Here is a 23,020-nt window from a genome sequence, read left to right on the forward strand (position 1 = left end):
AACTATAGGATCATAACGGTTTACACAAATAAATATCAAGATGCACTAGAAATAAAACTTAACATCCCTGAAAACAAAGAAATATACAAGAGAAGAATAGTTGTGGAACGATCTTTCGCACATATGAAATATAACCTGGACTTCACCCAAGCCAACACAAGAGAACTAGACAAAATCGAAAGTGAAGTGAAATGTGTTGCAGCAGCAAGTAATATAAGACTACTTCACAACCACAAACTCAAATTACTTAAACAAACATGAGAGTAAAAGGTATCATAAACCTAAATGAAAAACAATCATTGGAAATTCAATAGATATTCAATGAAAAACATAGACAACAAATAAAAAAAACTACAAAAAATAATTTACAATCTAACCACAACTAAGAAAATTCACTGTCATCCATCAACTGAAAAATTAATTATTGCACAGCCAACTAAGAATAAATATTTTCTTTCTTTATTATTTTTAACAAGTTTATTGATATATTCTTTTAATTGATCTTTGTTTCTAATATTAAAATACTCATCTAGCTCAAAATTTATTAAAATAATGTTTTCATCTTTTATTCCTCTTTGTTTTAATAATTGGATAATTTGTTCAAGTATCGTTGATTTGCCACATCGTCTAACTCCAGTTAAAACCTTAATGAAATGTTTATTAATAAATGGCTTAATTTCATTTAAATATAACTCTCTTTTAATCATATTAATTCCTTGTTTCGATAATTTTTTAATAATTCAACTAATTACTGTAAATATTTTCTTATAAGAAAAAATATAAGCAATTATATAATCTTTTCTTATAATAAAATTTATTTAAAAAAATATACAATTTTTTCTTATAAGAAAACTTATAGTATATTTATAAAAACAAATATTTAAATGTATTTAAATATGTTTAATGTGATAACTTTTTCACATTTCTGTGATGTGTTGTATTGCTTTTTTTCTCCAAAATCCCAGTGATGTGATTATACCTCCTAAAAATACATTTTAAATAGTAAATTATTACATTAAATTCATTAAAATATATTGATGTTTAATTTGAACATTCTTTTATAACAAACAAGCAATTAAAAACACAAGTAATAATACTAACAATATAAACTGAACAAAAATTAACTATTTTATATGAAAAATATACGAACACTATCAAACAATGAAAAACTTTATATAGTAAACAATATAATAGTATATGTTGTAGTACTTTGTATACACCATATGACCCCAAGTATGAAATATAAATACTAACTATGAGTACTGGTTTGTAGTACCTTTAAATAAAGCCTACAAACCTTCAGTACTTAAAAAATAACTATTTTTAACATAATCTTAAACTATTCATTTTATAATTCTATTTTAATACAATATATCCATATTTTAAATTAGACAATTTTATAATAAATTTTAAATGCTTATTTTCACACTATTTTCAATAGTTTCAATGAAAAAATATTAAATCTATAACAAACAGATATTTAAATAATTTAAATAATATCTAATTAGTTTAAAAATTCATAAAATTAAAAAATTATTTTATAAAACTTATCTAGTTAAATAAGAGAGGTTTAATAAATGACTGAGATGGAATTAAATATTGTTAACATGTATCCAGATATTTTAAATCTCTATGGAGATTTAGGAAACTTAATAGCTATTAAACAAAGGTGTTTATGGAGAAATATTAAAGTTAATGTAGAAAACTTCACAATTGACAATGAAACAAACTTAAATGAAGCTGACATTATTGTAATTGGTGGTGGAGCAGATACAGGTCAAAATATTGTTTCAAAACACTTAACACAGCATCAAAAAGTATTAAGTGAACATGTTGAAGATAATAAATTCTTATTAGCTATTTGTGGTAGTTATCAAATGTTTGGAACTACATATATTGATGCAAACAAAAATAAGATTCCATGTCTTGAAATATTTGATATTGAGACTATAAGCGAAGAAAATAGATTGATTGGAAATATAATCATTGAGAGTAATCTTGAATTAAAAAATAAAAATATAATTGGATTTGAAAATCATGGCGGACGGACTTACCATGATTACAAATCATTAGGAAGAGTTAAATTAGGAAATGGAAACAATGGAAAAGATAAAACTGAAGGAATGATTTATAAAAACTTCATAGGTAGCTATTTACATGGTCCTCTACTTCCAAAAAATCCAGAACTAACAGACCATATAATTTTAAATACATTAAAAAAGAAATATAGTGTTGACTCATTAAGTCCACTAAATAATAATATAGAAAATAATGCACATAATGCAATTGAAAGACAAATATATATTAATAAATAATTTAAATAAATATTAATGGTATCAAATACTTAATTAATTTTAAGAGATTAAATATAAAATATGAGATAAGTGATTAAATGAATATCAATTTAGATACATACTACACAAAAAGAAAAAATGTTTTTGATCGAATTCATAATTCCAACAACATTGAAAAGACAGCTATGGTTGTTTTAATGGCATGTCTCACTGGAATAATGGCACAAATAATAATTCCATTACCATGGAGTCCAGTTCCAATTACTGGGCAAACATTTGCAGTTTTAGTTTCTGGATTGATACTTGGAAAGAAGTTAGGACCATTAAGCCAAATATTATACTTTGTTTTAGGAATAATAGGAATAAACTGGTTTGGTGGAGCAACTGGAGGGCTAGAAATAGCTTTCGGATCTAACTTCGGATACTTCATAGGATTCATCTTTGCATCAATGTTTATAGGATACCTTACAGAAAAATATGCTAAAAGCAGAAAACTTAGAAATATAATTCCATTAATGGTAATAGCTAATTTCATATGCATATATGTTCCAGGGTTAATTATATTAGCTATTTGGTTTAATGTAACTCAAGGAGCTTATCCTGATATTATTTCACTATTAGTTATGGGATTAATTCCATTTATAATAGGAGATATTGTGAAGATCATTGGAGCAAGTGCTATTTCAAAAGCATTATTACCAAAAACAGTTAATTAATTTATATTTCACATTTTATTATTATTACATTTATTTATATTTATTTATATATTTTTCAGGTGAATCATGAAACCAAGTACATCAAATCTTGTGAGATTACGAGGTCATCACTTATTATGTTTACAAGGATATCAAGGATATGGTTACAGTGAAGACTTTAAAAAAAATCTTGAAAAAACTTTAGATATACTAAAAAACGATGAAAATACACTCGTAACTGTAAAATCCAATCCTGATGATTTATGTGATTATTGTCCTAATTTAAAAAATAATTTATGTGGGCTTGGAAAAGATTTAGACACAATCTCTCAAGAAGAGCTTGAAAAAAATAATGATATAATTGTGAAAATGGATAAAATAGCTATTGAAAAAGGAAAGATTGATTTAAATAAAAAATATAATATAAATTATTTATATAATATTATTAATAATAATTTTAAAACTATTAAAGATGTTGAAGATGTTTGTGGTACATGTTTATGGGCAAAATGTTGTTTATTTTACCAATCAAGAGAAAAATAGTTAAAGTATAATATGATTAATAAAATTAATATGATTAATAATATAATTAATATGAGTAATAAAATTAATAAGATTAATAAAATAGCTATTAAAATTATTAAATCAGATTAAAAATAAATCAATAAGTTTAAATATAAGTTTAAACTAAATTGAGTAATGTTGCTAGTAAAGTATAAGATAAAATTTATATTAAGTAAGATTTAAAGATAAAAAATGAAGTCTTAACATTTAAATATAAGTTAATTAATATATTAAACTACACATCTAGTCCCGTAGGGTAGTGGTAATCCTTCTAGGCTTTGGACCCGGAGACGGTGGTTCGACTCCACCCGGGACTATTCTTATTTTAAAATTTTATAAAATTTATTTTTAGACTATTTTTTTTACTGTTAAAAATCCTAGTGATAATAATGGAAAAATTACTTATTTTAGGAATTAATACTAGACCTTTAGTAAACTCCGCATTAAAATTAAAATATCAAACATATTCTTGTAGCTATTTTTCAACATTAGATTTTAAAGAACCCTACAAGGAAAAGCACATCTTAAACCAAAAACCTAATAAAACATGTGGACACTTTGAAGAAAACTACCATCCCTCTGAAATTTTAGAGTTAGGTATTGAATATATGGGTGAAGTCGACCATATTATACTACATTCTGGTATTTCACCAAATGACTTTAATGATAACAATAAAGTAAAAAAATATAAGTCCAAAATTATTGGAAACAAAAACACAGAAAATGTTGAAGATAAATACAAATTTTATAAAAAAATTAAAAATAAATTCCCAACACCTCTAACTTTCAAATTCGAGAATTATGATAAAAATGACATGTTGACAGTAGTAGAAGTAGTAGATGAAGTTATTGAAATACTTCAACAACATGATGACAAGACATTTATGATAAAACCTCTCCAAGGATCTGGAGGTTATGGAGTAAAGTTATTAAATACAGAATCGAATATTCCATTTAATGAAAGAAATCATGACTATGAAAATAAATTTCTAGAGTTAATAAAAACAAACACTCCATTTATACTTCAAGAATACATTGAAGGTAAAAACATTAGTTCATCACTACTTTCAACTAAAAAAAGAAGCAAAAGTATAATAATTAGTGATAATCTTAATAACTCCAATATTGAACATGATAGCTATTTAAATGACTTTAGATACTCTGGAAATATCACTCCTTCTGAAAATAGCTATGATATAAAAGAAATAGAAAGTGTTTGTGAGGATATTATTAGTTATTTTAAACTAATAGGATCTAATGGAGTAGACATGATAATAGATAAAAATGGAGAATTACATATAATAGAGATTAATCCTAGATTTCAGGGAACTTATGAATGTGTTGAATCAACTTTAGGTATTAATCTTTTAGATGCTCATATTCAAGCTTGTAATGGTAATTTAATTGAAACACCCTCACCACAAAGACCTTGCATTAAAAAAATCATTTATTCAAAAAAAAGAGTAAAATTTAATAATAAAGATTTTACACTTGGAGATAATATTAAAAATAGCTATGTTTGCGATATTCCACATGAAAATGTAATAATCGAAAAAGATCAGCCCCTTTTAACTATAATTTCCAGTGAGAAAACATTAGGTCGATCAAAATTAGCTATAGATATAATTACTAAAAATGTAGAGAAGATTTATTAATTAAAAGATAATATGAAAAAAATTATATCACTCTAACAAGGCGTAGAATAAATATTAACATACCTATAGTTATTAATATAGTAGTTAGTACCATAGCTATTGTAGTAAAAACAAAAAACTTAGCTTTCTTATCAGGATCTCTGAAATATAATTGTATAGGGTCACGTATCATAATTACACAAAAATTAAATAATATAAATAATATAAATAATTCTATAAAAAAAATAAAAAAAGGAATGTTTAATAATTTTAATAGTATGTTTATGAAATCACTGTTTAATGTTGAGATTTTGAAACGAAAAAAATCGAAGATTTTATTCGTTTTGAAATCAGTGTTAAAAACTTTGAAATCAGTGTTAATTATTTTGCATTTGCTTCTATTGAAGATTTGATCATCTTGAGCTGGACAAAAGTTTCCCTTTCCATTTCTTGAAGTCTCATTTCAATAGATTTAACAGTATTTTGTAATTTTGGAATCATAATATGCTCTAAAGCATTAACACGACGTTTAGTTGATTCAACTTCAGCAGCTAAAAGATAAATGGTTTTTTCTGTCTCACCAAGTTCTATTATTAAATTAATAGATTCTTCAAACTTTTTAGCAGCTTCATCAATTTTAACAGAAGTATCTGAAAAACCATAGCCTCTATCAATAATAGTTTTTGAATCGATTTTAGAGTCAACAACAGGAACTACAACACCCATAATACTTCTTGAGGTAATTTCAACATCAACAGAATCTTTAACAGATAATGCAGATTTTTGAACAGCAAGATCTCCCATTATTATTTGAGCAGCAGTTAAATCTTTATATGCTTCTTTTAATTTTTCCTCTGCTTTTTGACGAGCTCCTTTAACTCTATCTAATATATTGAAAAACTCCATGATTAAAGCATCACGTTTTTCTTTAAGTAGACTGTGACCTTTAACTGCAAGTTTTTCCCTATTTCTAAGATTTAAAAGCTCCATTCGTGTTGGATTGATTCCTTCAATAGTTTCTTGAGCCATATTAACCTCCTACACAGGTAAAAATATTAGGATTAATTATAGTATGTTAAAATTTTAGTATTAATAAAATTTATAACTTAATAATATTTAATCCTTTAATCATCCCCATTATATATTTAATAATATATCTATATTACTTTGTAATCTTAAGATTAATTATTCTGTAGGAAGATATTTTGGAATATGTTCTTCTTTAACCCGTTTAAGTTCGGATTTAGGAAGTAAGCTTAATAATTTCCAACCAAGATCTAATGTTTCTTCAATAGTTCTATCTTCATCTTTAGATTGAGTAATGAATTGCTTTTCAAACTCATCAGCAAATTTCAAGAAACTTTGATCTCTCGGGGTTAGAGCTTCTTCACCTACAACCGCTACTAAATCTCTTAAGTTACGACCTTCTGCATAAGCAGAGTAAAGTTGATCTGAAACTCCACTGTGATCTTCACGAGTTCTTTCTCCGCCAATACCTCCACTCATAAGTCTTGATAGTGATGGAAGCACATCTACTGGAGGGTAAATACCTTTTCTGTGAAGTTCACGACTTAGAACAATTTGACCTTCTGTAATATAACCAGTTAAATCTGGAATTGGGTGAGTAATATCGTCTTGTGGCATGACCAAAATAGGCATTTGAGTAATTGATCCTTGTTTTCCACTGATACGTCCAGCACGTTCATATATTCCTGCAAGATCAGTGTACATGTATCCAGGATAACCTCTTCTTCCAGGCACTTCGTCTCTTGCAGCTGAAACTTCTCTTAAAGCTTCACAGTAATTGGTTAAGTCAGTTAAAATAACAAGTACGTGCATGTCTTTTTCAAAAGCAAGATATTCTGCAGTGGTTAAAGCCATTTTTGGAGTTAAAATCCTTTCAATGGATGGATCATCTGCAAGGTTCATGAAAACTGTAACTCTTTCAAGTGCGCCAGTTTGTTCAAAGTCTTTCATGAAGAAATTAGCTTCTTCGTGAGTAATACCCATAGCTGCAAAGATTACTGCAAAATCAGTATCATCTGAAACAACCTTAGCTTGTCTTGCAATTTGAGCAGCTAAATCATTGTGAGGTAAACCAGAACCTGAGAAAATAGGGAGTTTTTGTCCACGAACCAAAGTGTTCATTCCATCAATAGTAGAAATACCAGTTTGGATAAATTCTGCGGGGAATTCACGAGCAGAAGGATTCATTGGAGCACCATTGATATCTAATTCCTTTTCTGGAATTATGTCTGGACCACCATCAATTGGTTTACCAGTTCCATCAAAAATACGACCCATCATATCTAAAGAAACACCGATTTTAGCAGTTTCTCCTGTGAATCTTGTTTTTGTGGTTTTGGTGTTTAAGTCTGTGGTTCCTTCAAAAACTTGAACAACCGCTATATCATTTTTAACTTCTAACACTTGACCTCTTCTGTGTTCACCATTTGGTGTTTCGATTTCAACTATCTCACTGTATGCAACACCTTCAACACCTTCAACAATCATTAAAGGACCTGAAACTTCAGAAACTGTGGTGTATTCTCTAGTTTTAATATTAGCGTTCATATTTACACCTCACTAGTCTGTTTAACAATTTGTTCTTGGATTTCTTTCACCCTTCCAGGGAATTCATCCTCAGCTACAAATTTCATCCTACCAATTTCTTCCTTAACTTTTAGAGCAATTAAATCCTTAGAATCTGCTCCACGTTCAAGAGCTGCAACAGCTTCTTTTTGGAACAAGATTATAGTTTTTAACATTTCATATTGCTTAGATGGAGAACAATAAGTATCCACACTATCGTATGCATTTTGCTGGAGGAAATCTTCACGAATCATTCTTGTAGTTTCAAGAGTTAATTGCTCACTTTCAGGTAAAGCATCTGGACCTACTAATTGTACAATTTCTTGAAGTTCTGATTCTTTTTGAAGGAGTATCATAGCTTCATCTCTTGTAGCTCTCCAGTCTGCTCCTGTGTTTTCTTCCCACCAACCTTGTACACTATCAATATATAAGGAGTAACTTTGTAGCCAATCAATTGAAGGGAAATGACGTTTATCTGCAAGAGAAGCATCTAATGCCCAAAATACTTTAGCTATTCTTAGAGTATTCTGTGTAACTGGTTCAGATAAGTCCCCACCTGGAGGAGATACTGCACCAACAATTGAAACAGATGAAGTTTTATCTTCAGTTCCAATTGTGGTAACTCTTCCTGCTCTTTCATAAAATTGTGCAAGTCTTGAAGCTAGATATGCAGGATAACCTTCTTCCCCTGGCATCTCTTCAAGTCTTCCTGAAATTTCTCTCATAGCTTCTGCCCATCTTGAGGTTGAATCTGCCATAAGAGCCACATCATAACCTTGATCACGGAAGTATTCCGCAATAGTAATTCCAGTGTATACACAAGCTTCACGAGCTGCCACTGGCATGTTAGATGTGTTAGCTATAAGAACAGTCCTATCCATCAATGGATTTCCAGATTTTGGATCTTCAAGTTCTGGGAAATCTATAAGTACCTCAGTCATTTCGTTTCCACGTTCTCCACAACCAACATAAACAATTATATCAGCATCTGCCCATTTAGCTAATTGTTGTTGTGTAACAGTTTTACCTGATCCAAAAGGACCTGGAATAGCTGCTGTTCCACCTTTAGCAACAGGGAAAAAAGTGTCTTGTGTTCTTTGACCAGATATAAGTGGTATATCAGGATCGAGTTTCTCTTTATAAGGTCTACCTTTCCTAACAGGCCATCTTTGAAGCATTTGAACCTTTTTAACACCAGATTCAGTTTCGATTTCTGCTATATCCTCCTCTACAGTAAATTCACCAGAAGATACTATGGATAGAATTTTTCCTTCAATGACTGGAGGTACCATGATTTTTTGTAAAACTGCAGATGTTTCTTGAACTTCTCCAAGAATATCTCCACCTTTAACAATGTCACCAACTTTAGCTATTGTCTTAAAGGTCCATTTTTTATCTTTATTAATAGAAGGTACATCAACCCCTCTTTCAATAAAATCTCCAGTTAGTCCTTTAATAACTTCAAGTGGTCTTTGAATTCCATCAAAAATAGAACCCATAATTCCAGGACCAAGTTCTACTGATAATGGTCCTCCAGTACTTTCTACCTTTTCACCAGGTTTAAGACCTGCTGTTTCTTCATAAACTTGTATGGTTGCAGTGTCACCTTCAAGCTCAATAATTTCACCTATGAGCCTAGAGGTACCAACTCTAACCATTTCATACATTTGGGTTCCTCTCATACCATCTGCGACGATAACAGGCCCTGCAATTTTAATAATATTTCCTTCAGTAATCATTTTACCATCTCTACCCCAATAACTCGCTTAATAAGTTCTTCCATCGGGTCAGAATCCCTACCAGAGGAACCAGACTTATCTGGTATCTCAATAATCATTGGTAACACACTGGAACCAATTTTTTTATTAATATATTCTCTAATATTGTCTGCAATTTTTTCTGTTATAATAATAATTGAAATTTCATCTTTAAGCAAATCACTTAGTGCATTTTCAGCTTCTTCATTTGTTTCAACAACAAAACCTGATTTTACACCACCAAGCTTAAATCCAGTGACTGTATCAATATCTCCAATTACTGCAACGGATGAACTCATACTAACATCTCCTGAATCTCAGACACTGGAAAACCAGCTTCTCTTTTAGCTCTTGCGATAATTTTAAGATTTTTAATTTCTTTTTCTTTTCCATTTAAATATCCAATAATAGGACCAATACCTAAAGGATTTCTTACAGAAAGAGATTCCGCATATTTTACAACGTAATCATCTAAAGCTTTTTCAAATATAGAAACTGAACCAGTTTCATCATATACTGGAAGAGAATCTACAAGAATTGAAGAGTAATCTGTACCTTCTAAACCATTAATTATAGAAGTTACATTCTCAGATTCCATTAAATCTTTTAATTTCCAATCCTTAACTTGATAACCTCTTGAAATCATATGTGGGTCAAGGTTTTCATAATTTAGATTATCTGCTTTTGCCCTAATGATTAATTTCAAATTAGCTACATCAACTAATGTACCAATATAAGAATGTAATATTAATGTATTATCATTGTCTGGCACATTGGTAGCTGATAAAAGGTTTTCTAAGTAATATTTATCTAAAGCAGATTCTAAGTATAAAATCAGATCAGATTCATTATATTGATTTAAAGCATCCTCTAGAACTGAGCTATATTCAGTTCCATCTAATCCTGCCACTATATCTTCAACCGTATTAGCATCCACTAACTGTTCTATTGTATGATATAAACTACCTGCTGGAACTAAAAGATCTGCAGTAGCATCTTTATTTAAATTTGACTCTTTAGCTGCTAAAAGACTTTTGATATTAATAATATCAGAATTTTTAGCTAAAGCTGCAAAGGATTTGCTAATATCTTTAGGAGCTATTCTTGAAAGTAAATCATAGGTTTCAGCAAGCTGAATATCAAGTGATTTTTCAAGAGAATGATTATCTAAATGATTAGCATAATCTGGAAAACCTCTAAGATAATTAACAAATTCATTTGAATTTTCAACTTCTATAATTTCAGAAAGTTGTTTTTCATCAAAGAGTCTCCCCTTCCTAGCTCTTACTTTTGCAGCTGGGAGCAAATAAGGATAAATACTTAATACTGGTCTGCTTACAATAACAACTACAACTGCACCAATAACAAGGAGTACAAGAATTAATATTGCAATAAATGCTTCGCTTGAAAGTCCGAGAGTACTGAGTATTGCAGTAAATTCATCAGCCATAATTTATCCCTCCTTAGTTAAATAAGATATTAGCTACTTCAGAACGTAAAGATTTTTTAAACCTTAATAATCTAGATTCAATAGTGTTATTAACTTCAATTTCCCCATTTCTGGTTTTTAATATAGCTCCACCAACAGTTTGGATAGATTCACCAAAATCTAATTTTGTGTCATTACCAGTGACAGACTTAACACTATTTGCTATATCATCAATATTGTTTTTAATTTTAACTATATCTTCTTCTTTAGTATGGATAATTAAATCTCCGCCATTAATTTCAATAGCTGCTTCTTTAATTATTTTAATTAAAGAATCAATATACTCAGCATCAGTTGTTGAAGCAATATTTTTTAACTCCTCACTGGCTTTTTTAAATGATTCTTCAATTACTTCTTCCCTAGTCCCTAATTCTAATCTCCGAGAATTCATTTTAGCTTCAGATATTATTTGCTGATATTTCATTTTAGATTGCTTGTTAGCATCATCTAAAATTTTATTTCTTTCCAATTCAGCCTTTTTAGATCCATCTTCTGTAATGGATTTACTTTTTAATTCAGCTTCTTGGATAATACTATCAGCTTTGACCTGAGCTTCAGAGAGAATATTTGAGACGATCTTGTCTTCCCCAGAGCTCATTTATTGGACCCCCTAACCTAAAATACCGCCAAATACCATTAGCAATATAGCAATCAAGAAACCATAAATAGCTTGAGTTTCTGGTAATGCAGTGAAAATAATACCTTGAGCAAACATACCCTTATCTTCAACAACAGCACCTACACTTCCAGCTGCTGCAATACCTTGACCCATACCAGATCCAAGACCTGCAAATCCAATGGATGCTCCAACACCAATAGCTACAAGACCAGCTCCAGTGGTTAAACCTTCGCCTCCACCAAGTAATCCTGAAAATACTAATAACAATATAGCAATCAAGAAACCATAAATAGCCTGTGTTTCTGGCAGTGCAGTGAAAATAATACCTTGAGCAAACATACTGTTATCTTCTGCTACTGCACCTACACTTCCTGATGCAGCAATACCTTGACCTAAACCAGAACCTAAACCTGCAAAACCAATTGCTACACCAGCACCAATAGCTGCTAAAGCAGTTCCTAAAGCAATTTCTACCATTTTATTTTATCTCCTTATAATTGTAATATATATTATTTTTATTATATTATTTTTATTTAAATAATATCTTTTATAAATTGAATATATTATTATAATTCATATTAATCATAAAATAATTGAACAATTATCCTATTTATATAATTGAATAAGTATTCATATTTTATTTATTATATTTACTTATTATATTTATTATTTTTAAATTAAAAACTAAATTTTAATCATTTTATAGGAATACAATAAATCAAGTTCTCTTTATTTTTGTAAGTACCCTATTTGCACTGAAACTCTCAAATTTATGTGTTCCTCCCATGAAAAATTGGGAAAAGAATTCAACATAATGTAAACGCAATGCGTTTATGAAAGCTCCTAAAACTTGGAAAAGGAAGTTGACAATATGTCCACCAATAAAAATTATAATTGCAATGATAATTCCAACATAGGGTACCATATCATATAGCATTCCAGTTAAAATATTAACCGTCATAGCTATTCCGCCAGTAGCTAAACATAAAGCTAAAAGACGAGCATATGATAAAATATTGCCCATGTATGAAAAAATATCCATTATTCCATAAATTCCACCAGTATAAAGCAGTATTAGAATAGATAGAATAAGTAAAGCAGCACCTATAACTATACCAATGGTTCCAATAGCTGAGACCATCATGCCTAAAACTAAAAGAACAGCTCCTGCCTCCAGTATAAGCCAAACTATTTGAGAACCTAAAGCTTCTTTCTTCTCACCATACCTAAAGTTATTGATAATACCAATTATAAATCCTACATTAGTATAGATTATACCTACAGCTAAAGCTACAATTAATATATTCTCAGGATGCACAAATGCATCAAAGGCAGGTACTACTGTTGGTAATGCAATGCCTAAAAATCTTGAACTGAAATCTCCTAAAAATCCATTAGTTATAAATCCCAAAACAATCGTCCAAAGTCCACATGCAATAATTATGGATCCAAAACTACCCATAGTCTCATTAACTTTTCCTATTCCTTTATACATTACAATACCCATGATAACCAATATAATGCCATAAAATGCATCAGTTAAACAGTATCCAAATAAAAAAGGAAATACTAAGAAAACAAGGAGAGTAGGATCTATTTCATTATACTTAACAGATGAATACATACCTACAAGGAATTCATAAGGTTTAACAATACTTGGATTCTCTTGAAGAACAGGAACTTCACTATCATCTTCACCAATATCTTCAATTTCAACAACACAGTGTCCTTCAGTTGATGATTCAACTAAGTTTTTAGCTTTATCAACTTCTTTTAAAGGTATCCATGCTTCAAGTAAAACACTTTTATCAGTTTCACCAAAATTAGCAAATACTTCATTTCTTTCTTTTTCAATCTCTAACTGCTCTTTTAAAAGAGCAATATCATTGTCTGATTTTTTAGCGATTGCTTTTAATTCATCAGAAAGTTTAGATTCATCGTTATCAATAGCTTTCAATTGTGAATCAGCATCACTGATTATTTCACTAGGTTTACCATTTAATCCATCAACTTCAAATTTATCAAAATCAAAGGTTCTAAGAAGTGTATATACCTCTTCTTTAAATTTTGTCAAAGTTATAACTATAATAATTTTATTAATCTTATCATCATCAAGAGTCTCTAAAATTACTAATTCATCAGTTATTTTAGCTGATTTTTTCTTAAATTCTTCAGCAGATTCAACATCAATTCTACCTACAATAGTAGAAGTGTACTTAGAATCATTTAAAAGAGCTAAATCGAAATCAAATTTCTTCAAAACATTAGCTAAATCTTTATTGGATTCAAGTTCACTTTTTTTACTATTAAGAATATTGAGCTGACTTTCAACCGCCTTAATATTAGGCTCTAACTCATCTAATAAGTTTTCAGCTTTTTTTATCAAGCTTTCACTATCTAAATCCTCAACTTCTTTCTTTTCAGGAACATCTGGATTTACAAATGATTTTATTAAACCTTTTATACCCTGATCTTCGGCAAGGGCATTAGTAAATAAATCAAAAATACCTGACGTTCTCATAAGAAGTGAAGAGAGATGAGATGTTAAAGGAGTAGCCTTAGAAGGCTTTAAAAGTTCCGCCCATTCAGAATCTTGTTGAATGCGTTCTGAAACATCATTTATCTGTACATTCCCTTTCTCATGCAGTGAACGCACAATAAGGTCAGAGTATTGACTCAATGTAACTATTTTAAGTTTACGCATTCTTGCTGTCTGAAACATTCTCTCACACTACAAAATATTTTTAACAATAATGGAAGCTGCTTCATCTACATTAACCAAAGACGTTTTCTTGATATTTTCAACATCTTTCGCGGCTTGATTTGATATAGAAACAGCTTCTTCTTTTGCTTTTTTTTCTGCATTAAAAATAATATCTTTAGCTTCTTCATGAGCTGAATTTTTAGCTGTATCCACGATTTCAGTGGATTTAATCTTAGATTCTTCTATTATCTCAAGAGATCTAGTATTTGAATCTTCAATAAGCTTATCAGCATCATTTTCTGCTTTTTTTATTGCTGCAATAGCTTCTGATATTGCTGTCATGATTAATCACCATTATATTAAAAGGTTTATTTCGTATTATATATATCTTTTACTATTTTAATTTTAAATCAACTGTATCATATTGAACAAAATGTAAATATTTGTTCATAATATTGACAAATAATAAAGATAGAAGACAATACTGCGAAGAGTATTATGAATAAAGATGAAAATATAAACATCCATGAAAATGGTGTTTATTATCATCCTTATAATTCCATAAAAGTTATAATTGCAGGCACAAAACTAGTCAAAAGATAATTATGCCAAAAATGCAATCATTTTTCACCAATTTCACAAAAGCCCTTTCAAAATATAAATTAGAATTTGCAAAAGATTATAATATATACTTACGTCAATTAATTCAATTAATAAAATATTATTAAACATTTGTTTGACATTATATTTATACTTATAAAAGAGTATTAACAAATTAAAAGTAATAATAAAAATATTCAGGTTGTTAATAATGAACAAATAATAATAATAATAATAATAAAAATAATAATAATAATAATAATAAAAATAAGGAATACTTGTTAAGCTACAATTATTTAAAGTTGAATATTTAAAATAAAATGATTTGATGTTTGAAGAAGTTTAAAGAGTTATTTTTTAGGTTTTTTGAGTGTGTAAAAATTTTACCTCTTCTCACTTTTTTTAATGTTTTTCATATTCATATATGCCTATATTCTCTACATGTTTAATTGTTATCTAAAAATCTCCTGAGAAAAAATTTTTAAATCTATTATTTAAAAAAATAAGACCATAAAAATCTATACAAATGTAGGAATTTATTTAAGAGAATTAAATAGGAATATATATTAATATTAATAATAATCCGTAGATTAAGTTTTATTGTTCATAGATATTAATATGCCTTATTCCATTATATACTTTTTTTGCTTAAAAATATTCTATTGTTTAATTTTAATGAATTATTAATGATTATTGTTTAATTTTTAGAAATCTTCTTTGGAAACTAACACATTAATTTTTGACAGAGCCAATGAAATCTAATGAGGGTTAATTCAACATAAACCCTAAATTAATAGAATTATTATCTTTTTGTTCACTCTCATTGATTGACGTTTTAAAAGTAGAATTTAGGTATGTTTCTAATCATAAAAATTTTTTACATTCTTCAACAAATCTTTTAGCATGATCTAAATCTATTTTGGCCTTATTTTTTGTTGATTCGAAAGAGTAATCATAATCTGCATGTTCTCTGTCTTGTTCTATGTTATGAAAAAATTTTCCAATTATCTTATCAAAATTATCATTGATAACATATTCTAATCCAAATTGACGAATAGTTCCACTATGTGATTTAGCAAATATTCTTTTTTTCATTAATAGTGCATTAGCTGCATGAAAAACAGCATAATAAGGTCTATTAATGGAATCAGAGTAAAATCCATTGTTGAAAGTTAGCTCAGATACTTTTAAAAGTTCTTGAGATTTATCAAAAGCTATTTTTACTCTTTCATCCAATTAAAATCCCTTCTTTTTCAATGTTTATATAAAATGGAAAATTTAAATGAGTATTATAATGTTCTTTGTGTACAAAATGGACAGAAAGATTTTCTCCTGTTTCAAGAAGAGTGTCGAAAGTTTTTGAGTATATGTTGTCCCTGATTTTTAAGTCATCATCAATATTAGAAGTTACTATGAGAATATCTATATCCGAATCTTTTTTGTCCTCATTTCTTGCAACAGACCCATATAATATTATTTTTTCTATTTCAGGATGATTTAAAGAACTTGCAAAATCAATAGCAAATTTTTTTCTATTCATTTAAATTACTCCTTTGTTTATGCCATAATTTTTTATTACATATATATGTCTAATTATACTTATAATTTTCCAAAAATAGAAAAATAGTTATTAGGAATTATTAGGCATTTTATAATAAAATATAATGCTAACTTTCTCAGGAGGCGAAACTTTTACATAATCGGTTTTTTATATTTTACACTACTAAAAGTACTATAAACTTTTTTTCCATTAACTTTAACATATGATTTAATCTTATAATAATATTTGTATTTATAAGATAGCTTTTTATCAGTGAAACTATAAACTTTTGATGAAAATGATTTTTTAAGCTTAAAATTCTTAGATGATCCTACTGAACGGTATAATTCATATCCTGAAGCTCTTGGAACTTTATTCCATTTAACAACTATCTTTTTTCTTGATTGTTTAAGTGAAATAGATGTTTTGTTTGGTTTTGTAGTAACATTTACTTTATTAAATGAACCATATGTGTTTGAACCATTAACTGTTTTATATAGCCTTACATAGTATTTATAAGTAGTTCCACTTGATACATTGTAATCTGTAAATTTATTATTAATACTCCCAATTAATTTCTTCAAATAATTATATTTTTTTGTTTTAGAATCATATTTGTAAATTTCATACCCACTAACAAAAAACGGTAAATCATCACCCCATTTAAAACTTAAATTCTTAGACGATGAAGAGGTTTTCAGATTTTTAAGCTTTATAGTGGTATTATCAACACCAAATTCTTGAACCCAATAATAACTTCCATTATCTCTTTTAATAAATGCTATGCCCACTGATTTGAACCGATATTCTAAAATATTAGCTCTATGAGTAGGTGAATCCATCCATTCTTTAACAACCTGAGCAGGGCTAGATTGACCTATTGCAAGATTTTCCCCATAAGTATATGGAGATACTGTAAACCAAGGTAATCCATTAGGACGAGTATGACTAAAGTCAATCATTATCTCATTAGCCCTTATAAAAGATACATTATGTAGTATTGGATCCATAGTAACTGGATTTAAATCTAATTTCGCCCTCTCTTCATTCATATAAAATAATACTCCTTCTGCCATCTTTTCAGCCGAGGTACTATAATTTATATGATTCGAAAGTGTTAAAGTGGATCCTACAACAACGAATAATATTATAAATAATTTAAAATACTTGAAATTCATTTTAAAAAACCATGAATATTTGATAAATTTAATTAAGATAATTTAATAGCATATAACTTTGTATTAGTAATTAGTATAGTTTAAAGTTGTAATTAATATAGTTTAAAAAGTTAAATAAAATTTATTTACATTAAAATGAATAGTATTTGTATTAATGAACTATAAATTTTATTAGAAAATGTACTAAATATTAATTTATAATTAATGACATATATATTTAATTAGTAATAAGAAAAATAATATAAAAATTAATAAAAATATTCTCAAAAAATAATAATCAAATAATTTCAGGAATAGCTAAAAAAGCATGATTATTTCTTGATTTAATTGCATCATTAAAATACTTATCAATCATTTCTTGAACAATACTTACCTGCCTTATTCTTTTAAAAGAACTCTCATTTGAAGAATCATAATTATGATTTTTGGCTATTGAACCTCCAGTTTTTAAATAAACAGGTGATGCAACTTTAATTATTTCAGGAACCTCAAAATGCCTTAAAAATCCTCCAGAAGATTTAGGATTCTCAGTATGAATATCTAAAGGAATAGAAATCGCTTCTCTAATACTTGCTAACATATCTAACTGTAAATCACGAACAGGATTTATAGAATTAGCTCCAATATATTCTAAAAGCTTAGCTGAAGCAGGATTTCCATGCCCTGTGTGTGCAGATACTTTGAAATGAACATTAGATGGAATTAATCCTTTAATTCTCATTTTATTAAGAACATATAATAATCCTTCATCATATAAAAGTATTCCCCTAATACCCAAGTTAATAGCTCGTTTTACATCCTCAATAGCATAAACAAGATTATTATAACCTCGAAGACGATAAGCTATTCGTGATCCCTCGCTTGTTTGAGCAGTAGCACTGGTATCATAAGTTGCTCTTGGACCTACACTTAAAAAAAGCTCCAAATTATTTGAGATAGCTATTTCAATCATTTCTTTAATTTCACTATCAGTTAAAGTCATGATTCCCTTAGTTTGTGTTACCCTATGAATATTTACACTATATTCATCTAATGCTTTAATAACTCCATTAAAAGCCTCAGGATTTTGAATTCCAGGAACTTCAAATCTATACTGACCTCCATCTTTAAAAAATACATTAGATTTATAATCAGACCCTACTTTTAAAATCCCAATATCCTTTAAAAAGAGTTTGGTTTCATCCATCATAATATCTATAAGTAATTTGATTTTAAGATATATAAAATATAGTACATTGTTGTACATTGCTTAAAAAATGTGACTTATAATTATTTTGTAATTCTTATGAAAAATATATAAATACTTTAAATTGAATTTAAAGGTTTTAAATGATACTTATGAACATTTTAAATTCACTACATATGTTATGAATTCTGGTAATACTACATAATATACCAGATAATAGAAAAAAGAATACAAAAATGCTGTTAATGAAAATTATAATTAGAAATACCTTAGAATTAAAAAATAATTATTAGAATTAATAAATTAAAATAATTAATATAGCTATTTACTAGTAGCATAGTATAATTCAAGTTAATAAGAAATCTAATGTTGAAATTTATTAATGCCTTAGTAATCCATCACAGGAATGAATAATGGTGCCTTATACTCATTAAATCCAACTAGCCACTCAACATAACTTGTTACATTATTATTTTTATTTATAATATTAACAATAATTTCCATATTTTTCCTCACAAATCCTTATAAAAATTATTTATAATGATTAAACATTATAGAACTGTTGACATTAGTTATGATAAACCAATATAATAAATAATATTGTCAATACTATCTTAAATAGTTTTCTATTAATCGAATTAACATGTTAAATCATGATAATTAAATTATTTGAGAATTACTTGAGGACAACTTGAGGATAACTTGAGAATTAACTTAATTGAAATCATATCCTCGTTTTAAAGTTTTTGTAATAATCCAAAGTCTTTTTCTGTTTCTTTAATTGATGATACTCCTATTGAAACCATTTCAGCATAGTCTAAAGTTTTAAGGAAATTAAAAGCTTCTTCGGGTTGTTGAATTCCTGCAGCAAGTATTTTATTAATTATTACTTTTTTATCAAGCTTATTTAATAAATTACTTAATTTTTGACGTTGGTTATCTAAAAATGAATCAGTATCCATCATATAACCTAATTTATTAACAGGAACCATATAAAAATCAAAAAGATCTTTAATTGAGGATCTTAAAAGTTTTTCTGTTGTTTTAAATGGAAAAGAAGTTATAATTCCTGAAATATATCCATTATCTTTAATTTCAGTTAATATGTTTTCTAAGAGTTCAAAGTCATAGCTATCTGTTATGAATTCATCTATTAATATTATTTTAGTATTATATTTTGAAAGAATATTAATATCTTCTTCCCAATCAGCTTTTTTTGCCTTTTCATAGTCTGGAAACATGTAGTTAATGTCAGATTTTCCAATAATACCTACAACAGACATTTCCACTCCATTTTCAATAGCTATATCAAATCCTTTAAGTAGTTTTTCATTAGTATTAAGATTAATTCCTTTAACACCAATATTATTCGCTTTCTTTATAATTTCAGCTATGTTTCCAGGATTATCTTCTAAATCTAATTGATATAAACGTGATCGATGACCAAAATAACCTTCCGCTGTAAATGGTGCAGTACCAAGTAATATTCTTGGAATATGATTGTTTTTATATATTAAATCCTCTTTAAACAATTTAATCACCTTTTATATTATTAATAGAATAATAATTAATTCCGATAAATATTTTAAATATGAATGTTTTATTCTAAAATTAATTTTAAGTAAAATACTAAAAATATTAAAAATACATTTATACATTAAAATTTATATCTTAATATAATATAAAAGTAATATATTAAATAGTAATACTTAAATCAATTATAATAATTACCAATAATAAAGTAATATAATTTTAGATTACTAATCACTTAATTAAATTTAATTTAAATAATTCATAGTTTAATAATTTTTATGGTGAGCAAATGAAAGTACTTATTGCAGATTCTATAAATCAAAAAGGAATTGATAACTTAAAAGAATATTCTGAGGTTGTTGTTCAGACAGACATAACTCCCGAAGAGTTGAAAGAAACAATAAATCAATATGATGCCATTGTTATTAGAAGTAGGACTAAGATGACCAAAGAGGTTATTGAATCTGCAGATAATTTAAAGATAATAGCTAGAGCAGGTGTTGGAATAGATAATGTAGATCTTAACTCAGCAACTCAAAAAGGAATAATGGTAGTAAATACTGCAGAATCAACTACAATAACCGTTGCAGAACACACAATGGGTTTAATTTTAGCTATTGCTCGTAAAATAGCTATTGCAGATAAGTCTGTAAAAGAGAATAAATGGGAAAAAAGTAAATTTATGGGGACTGAACTTAGAAACAAAACATTAGGTGTTGTTGGAATGGGTAGGATCGGATCTCAAGTAATAAAACGATGTAAAGCCTTTGAAATGGACGCTTTAGCTTATGATCCATACCTTCCAGAAGAAGCAGCAAAAGAATTAGGAATTGAACTTGTTGATCTAAATCGATTGATTAAAGAAGCAGATTTCATATCTATACATGTTCCACTAACTAAAGAAACCAAACATTTAATTGGAGAAGAAGAATTTAAAGCTATGAAAAATGGGACATTCATTATAAACTGTTCACGTGGAGGAGTAATTGATGAAGATGCCCTATATGATGCACTTAAATCTGGAGAAATAGCTGGTGCAGGACTTGATGTTTATGAAACAGAGCCTCCAGTTGGAAATAAACTGTTAGAACTTGATAATTTAGTTGCAACACCACACATAGCTGCTTCTACAAATGAAGCCCAAAGAGATGCTGCAATAATAGCTGCAGATGAAATAATCGAAGTTTTGAAAGGTAAAACACCTAAAAATGTTTTAAATTTACCTTCAGTTGATCCTGAAACTTATCAAATATTAAAACCATATTTAACTTTATGTGAAAAACTTGGAAGTTTTATTGGTCAAGGCGTTAAAGGCAAAATAAAAGATTTAGAAATTATATACTGTGGAGAACTTGCAGAAATCCAGAAACAGGACATATTAACTCGGACAATACTACAGGGATTGTTAACTCCAATTTTAAACAGAGCAGTTAATACAATTAACTCTCAGGCAATTGCAGAATCTCGAAAAATCAATGTTACCGAAGGTAGGAAATGTGATTCCCAAGGATACGATTCTATTATTAAAATCAAAGTTAAAACTGACGAAGATACCTTGTCAGTAGAAGGTACAGACCTACATGGTCCTCAAATAATTAAAGTAAACAATTATTGGGTAAATGCTAAGCCTGAAGGAAATATGTTTATAGCTAAATACGAAGATATTCCTGGCACAATTGGAGCAATTGGCACTAATCTTGGCAAATACAACATAAATATAGGAACCATGCAAGTTGGAAGGGACAAAGCAGGTGGAGAAGCAATAATGATTTTAACTGTAGATCATGAAATCCCAAAAGATGTGATTAATGAACTTAAAGAGCTCGAAAATGTTCATGATGCTAATGGATTAACATTATAATCTATTTAATTATTTTCTATTTTTAATTTTCTATTTTTTAATTTTTTAAAATAAATATAAACTAATCTAGTAATATGAAATAATCTAATATAATATAAACTAATTTAGTAAAATATAAATTAATATATCAATTTTAATACAGTTAGAGCGTATTAAAATTATATAATAAATAATAAGATTATTAAAGTAAAATAATAAATAACTATAGATTATAACTAAAAACTAATAGTTTTACAATAGTGTTAAAACCTCAAAATATCTATTAATACATATAGACCAAGTGGTTGAAAAATAGATAATTTGTAATATTTTTAAATTAATAAAGAATTTTTTATGTTTAAGGAGATCTTCCATAATTCATTGATTAGTTAATTGATACTTATTGGCTTATATTATGATGATGAAGTAATATTAAGTTAAAATAAGGATTATTATTTAGTTTATTGGGTTTTAAGTGATTTATCTTTGTTGATTATTTTTTAGTAAAGTTTAATAATCTTTGTGTTGAAATATGACTTCATGCATTAATGACTTTAATAAACTTTTTTTTATTAAGTTTTTGTGCATTTATTATGAAATTTGTATTAATAAATTAGTGCTTTTGTATGAATCATGTTTTGATAAATGGCATACTGACTAAGAGATACTTATTTAGACATGTATGGTTTTATACTATGTTTATTTATGTTTTTTCTAGTATATTGTGTCTTTTAGATTTCTTGTTCGTATTGTATTGTATATTGCATTTCTGATGTTTATTTCATTAGTTGCAGC

General features: G+C 27.8%; 22 protein-coding genes and 1 tRNA gene. 7 read left to right on the forward strand and 16 right to left on the reverse strand.

Translation table 11 applies throughout. From position 1 onward, the window contains the following. Window positions 1–261 (forward strand): transposase (locus tag MBFIL_RS03850; RefSeq protein WP_066971663.1); only part of this gene is annotated, 261 nt, incomplete at its 5' end. Window positions 262–398: 137 nt separating this feature from the next. On the opposite strand, the gene MBFIL_RS03855 is transcribed toward MBFIL_RS03850, so the two are convergent. Continuing rightward, the gene (locus MBFIL_RS03855) at window positions 399–707 is read right to left on the reverse strand and encodes an AAA family ATPase (RefSeq protein ID WP_066971665.1); all 309 of its coding nucleotides are present in this window, start codon (window positions 705–707) and stop codon (window positions 399–401) included. An 879-nt stretch (window positions 708–1,586) separates the two neighbouring features. Between MBFIL_RS03855 and MBFIL_RS03860 the strand changes: the two genes are divergently transcribed. From MBFIL_RS03860 to MBFIL_RS03880, 5 genes are all read left to right on the forward strand, one after another. Further along, the gene (locus MBFIL_RS03860) at window positions 1,587–2,315 is read left to right on the forward strand and encodes a type 1 glutamine amidotransferase (protein WP_066971700.1); all 729 of its coding nucleotides are present in this window, start codon (window positions 1,587–1,589) and stop codon (window positions 2,313–2,315) included. 77 nt (window positions 2,316–2,392) lie between these two features. Beyond that, the gene (locus tag MBFIL_RS03865; RefSeq protein WP_066971666.1) at window positions 2,393–3,010 is read left to right on the forward strand and encodes a biotin transporter BioY; all 618 of its coding nucleotides are present in this window, start codon (window positions 2,393–2,395) and stop codon (window positions 3,008–3,010) included. A gap of 66 nt (window positions 3,011–3,076) precedes the next feature. Beyond that, window positions 3,077–3,532: a DUF1284 domain-containing protein gene (locus MBFIL_RS03870; RefSeq protein WP_066971668.1), complete on the forward strand. Its 456-nt coding sequence runs from the start codon at window positions 3,077–3,079 to the stop codon at window positions 3,530–3,532. A gap of 266 nt (window positions 3,533–3,798) precedes the next feature. After that, window positions 3,799–3,870, forward strand: a tRNA-Gln gene (locus MBFIL_RS03875). A 72-nt stretch (window positions 3,871–3,942) separates the two neighbouring features. Further along, window positions 3,943–5,208, forward strand: coding sequence for an ATP-grasp domain-containing protein (locus MBFIL_RS03880; protein ID WP_066971670.1), 1,266 nt, complete (start codon window positions 3,943–3,945; stop codon window positions 5,206–5,208). Between the two features lie 22 nt (window positions 5,209–5,230). Here the strand turns inward: MBFIL_RS03880 and MBFIL_RS10780 are convergent, their stop codons facing one another. From MBFIL_RS10780 to MBFIL_RS03950, 15 genes are all read right to left on the reverse strand, one after another. Continuing rightward, entirely contained in the window at window positions 5,231–5,380 is a 150-nt protein-coding gene (locus MBFIL_RS10780; protein WP_169805499.1) for a hypothetical protein, read from the reverse strand. A gap of 188 nt (window positions 5,381–5,568) precedes the next feature. Then, window positions 5,569–6,216, reverse strand: a complete 648-nt coding sequence (locus MBFIL_RS03885) for a V-type ATP synthase subunit D (protein ID WP_066971672.1) — start codon at window positions 6,214–6,216, stop codon at window positions 5,569–5,571. Between the two features lie 156 nt (window positions 6,217–6,372). Further along, entirely contained in the window at window positions 6,373–7,761 is a 1,389-nt protein-coding gene (locus MBFIL_RS03890; protein WP_066971674.1) for an ATP synthase subunit B, read from the reverse strand. 2 nt (window positions 7,762–7,763) lie between these two features. Further along, window positions 7,764–9,518 carry an ATP synthase subunit A gene (locus tag MBFIL_RS03895; RefSeq protein WP_066971676.1) on the reverse strand — a complete coding sequence of 585 codons (1,755 nt, stop codon included), beginning with the start codon at window positions 9,516–9,518 and terminating at the stop codon, window positions 7,764–7,766. Next, on the reverse strand, window positions 9,515–9,835 hold the full coding sequence (locus MBFIL_RS03900; protein ID WP_066971678.1) for a V-type ATP synthase subunit F: 321 nt from the start codon (window positions 9,833–9,835) through the stop codon (window positions 9,515–9,517). The genes MBFIL_RS03895 and MBFIL_RS03900 overlap by 4 nt, the downstream gene beginning before the upstream one ends. Beyond that, entirely contained in the window at window positions 9,832–10,986 is a 1,155-nt protein-coding gene (locus MBFIL_RS03905; RefSeq protein ID WP_066971682.1) for a V-type ATP synthase subunit C, read from the reverse strand. Before MBFIL_RS03905 ends, MBFIL_RS03900 begins: the two co-directional genes overlap by 4 nt. Window positions 10,987–10,999: 13 nt before the next feature. After that, window positions 11,000–11,623, reverse strand: a complete 624-nt coding sequence (locus tag MBFIL_RS03910) for a V-type proton ATPase subunit E (protein ID WP_066971684.1) — start codon at window positions 11,621–11,623, stop codon at window positions 11,000–11,002. Between the two features lie 12 nt (window positions 11,624–11,635). Beyond that, entirely contained in the window at window positions 11,636–12,121 is a 486-nt protein-coding gene (locus MBFIL_RS03915) for a V-type ATP synthase subunit K (RefSeq protein WP_066971686.1), read from the reverse strand. 241 nt (window positions 12,122–12,362) lie between these two features. After that, window positions 12,363–14,366 (reverse strand): V-type ATP synthase subunit I, encoded by a 2,004-nt coding sequence (locus MBFIL_RS03920; RefSeq protein ID WP_066971688.1) that lies wholly within the window; start codon window positions 14,364–14,366, stop codon window positions 12,363–12,365. A 9-nt stretch (window positions 14,367–14,375) separates the two neighbouring features. Then, window positions 14,376–14,690 (reverse strand): ATP synthase archaeal subunit H, encoded by a 315-nt coding sequence (gene ahaH, locus MBFIL_RS03925; RefSeq protein ID WP_066971690.1) that lies wholly within the window; start codon window positions 14,688–14,690, stop codon window positions 14,376–14,378. A 1,122-nt stretch (window positions 14,691–15,812) separates the two neighbouring features. Beyond that, window positions 15,813–16,184 (reverse strand): HEPN domain-containing protein, encoded by a 372-nt coding sequence (locus tag MBFIL_RS03930; RefSeq protein ID WP_084266290.1) that lies wholly within the window; start codon window positions 16,182–16,184, stop codon window positions 15,813–15,815. After that, entirely contained in the window at window positions 16,177–16,488 is a 312-nt protein-coding gene (locus tag MBFIL_RS03935; RefSeq protein WP_066971692.1) for a nucleotidyltransferase domain-containing protein, read from the reverse strand. The genes MBFIL_RS03930 and MBFIL_RS03935 overlap by 8 nt, the downstream gene beginning before the upstream one ends. 152 nt (window positions 16,489–16,640) lie before the next feature. Beyond that, on the reverse strand, window positions 16,641–17,666 hold the full coding sequence (locus tag MBFIL_RS03940; RefSeq protein ID WP_084266291.1) for a CAP domain-containing protein: 1,026 nt from the start codon (window positions 17,664–17,666) through the stop codon (window positions 16,641–16,643). 277 nt (window positions 17,667–17,943) lie between these two features. Next, the gene (locus tag MBFIL_RS03945; RefSeq protein WP_066971696.1) at window positions 17,944–18,852 is read right to left on the reverse strand and encodes a peptidase; all 909 of its coding nucleotides are present in this window, start codon (window positions 18,850–18,852) and stop codon (window positions 17,944–17,946) included. Between the two features lie 737 nt (window positions 18,853–19,589). Further along, the gene (locus MBFIL_RS03950; protein ID WP_245637450.1) at window positions 19,590–20,393 is read right to left on the reverse strand and encodes an aldo-keto reductase family protein; all 804 of its coding nucleotides are present in this window, start codon (window positions 20,391–20,393) and stop codon (window positions 19,590–19,592) included. Window positions 20,394–20,674: 281 nt separating this feature from the next. On the opposite strand from MBFIL_RS03950, the gene serA reads away from it, so the two are divergent. After that, complete coding sequence (serA, locus tag MBFIL_RS03955; protein WP_066971698.1) at window positions 20,675–22,246, forward strand: phosphoglycerate dehydrogenase; 1,572 nt, start codon at window positions 20,675–20,677, stop codon at window positions 22,244–22,246. The last annotated feature ends 774 nt before the right edge of the window (window positions 22,247–23,020 follow it).

The sequence above is a fragment of the Methanobrevibacter filiformis genome, assembly GCF_001639265.1.
In the GTDB taxonomy this organism is placed as follows: domain Archaea; phylum Methanobacteriota; class Methanobacteria; order Methanobacteriales; family Methanobacteriaceae; genus Methanacia; species Methanacia filiformis.

Bases quoted from the DNA above. Each gene is read 5' to 3' on its own strand.
- MBFIL_RS10780 (WP_169805499.1), bottom strand. From the start codon at position 5,380: ATGATACGTGACCCTATACAATTATATTTCAGAGATCCTGATAAGAAA.
- MBFIL_RS03900 (WP_066971678.1), bottom strand. From the start codon at position 9,835: ATGAGTTCATCCGTTGCAGTAATTGGAGATATTGATACAGTCACTGGA.
- MBFIL_RS03890 (WP_066971674.1), bottom strand. From the start codon at position 7,761: ATGAACGCTAATATTAAAACTAGAGAATACACCACAGTTTCTGAAGTT.
- MBFIL_RS03905 (WP_066971682.1), bottom strand. From the start codon at position 10,986: ATGGCTGATGAATTTACTGCAATACTCAGTACTCTCGGACTTTCAAGC.
- MBFIL_RS03855 (WP_066971665.1), bottom strand. From the start codon at position 707: ATGATTAAAAGAGAGTTATATTTAAATGAAATTAAGCCATTTATTAAT.
- serA (WP_066971698.1), top strand. From the start codon at position 20,675: ATGAAAGTACTTATTGCAGATTCTATAAATCAAAAAGGAATTGATAAC.
- MBFIL_RS03870 (WP_066971668.1), top strand. From the start codon at position 3,077: ATGAAACCAAGTACATCAAATCTTGTGAGATTACGAGGTCATCACTTA.
- MBFIL_RS03860 (WP_066971700.1), top strand. From the start codon at position 1,587: ATGGAATTAAATATTGTTAACATGTATCCAGATATTTTAAATCTCTAT.
- MBFIL_RS03920 (WP_066971688.1), bottom strand. From the start codon at position 14,366: ATGTTTCAGACAGCAAGAATGCGTAAACTTAAAATAGTTACATTGAGT.
- ahaH (WP_066971690.1), bottom strand. From the start codon at position 14,690: ATGACAGCAATATCAGAAGCTATTGCAGCAATAAAAAAAGCAGAAAAT.
- MBFIL_RS03940 (WP_084266291.1), bottom strand. From the start codon at position 17,666: ATGAATTTCAAGTATTTTAAATTATTTATAATATTATTCGTTGTTGTA.
- MBFIL_RS03885 (WP_066971672.1), bottom strand. From the start codon at position 6,216: ATGGCTCAAGAAACTATTGAAGGAATCAATCCAACACGAATGGAGCTT.
- MBFIL_RS03935 (WP_066971692.1), bottom strand. From the start codon at position 16,488: ATGAATAGAAAAAAATTTGCTATTGATTTTGCAAGTTCTTTAAATCAT.
- MBFIL_RS03945 (WP_066971696.1), bottom strand. From the start codon at position 18,852: ATGGATGAAACCAAACTCTTTTTAAAGGATATTGGGATTTTAAAAGTA.
- MBFIL_RS03865 (WP_066971666.1), top strand. From the start codon at position 2,393: ATGAATATCAATTTAGATACATACTACACAAAAAGAAAAAATGTTTTT.
- MBFIL_RS03915 (WP_066971686.1), bottom strand. From the start codon at position 12,121: ATGGTAGAAATTGCTTTAGGAACTGCTTTAGCAGCTATTGGTGCTGGT.
- MBFIL_RS03910 (WP_066971684.1), bottom strand. From the start codon at position 11,623: ATGAGCTCTGGGGAAGACAAGATCGTCTCAAATATTCTCTCTGAAGCT.
- MBFIL_RS03895 (WP_066971676.1), bottom strand. From the start codon at position 9,518: ATGATTACTGAAGGAAATATTATTAAAATTGCAGGGCCTGTTATCGTC.
- MBFIL_RS03880 (WP_066971670.1), top strand. From the start codon at position 3,943: ATGGAAAAATTACTTATTTTAGGAATTAATACTAGACCTTTAGTAAAC.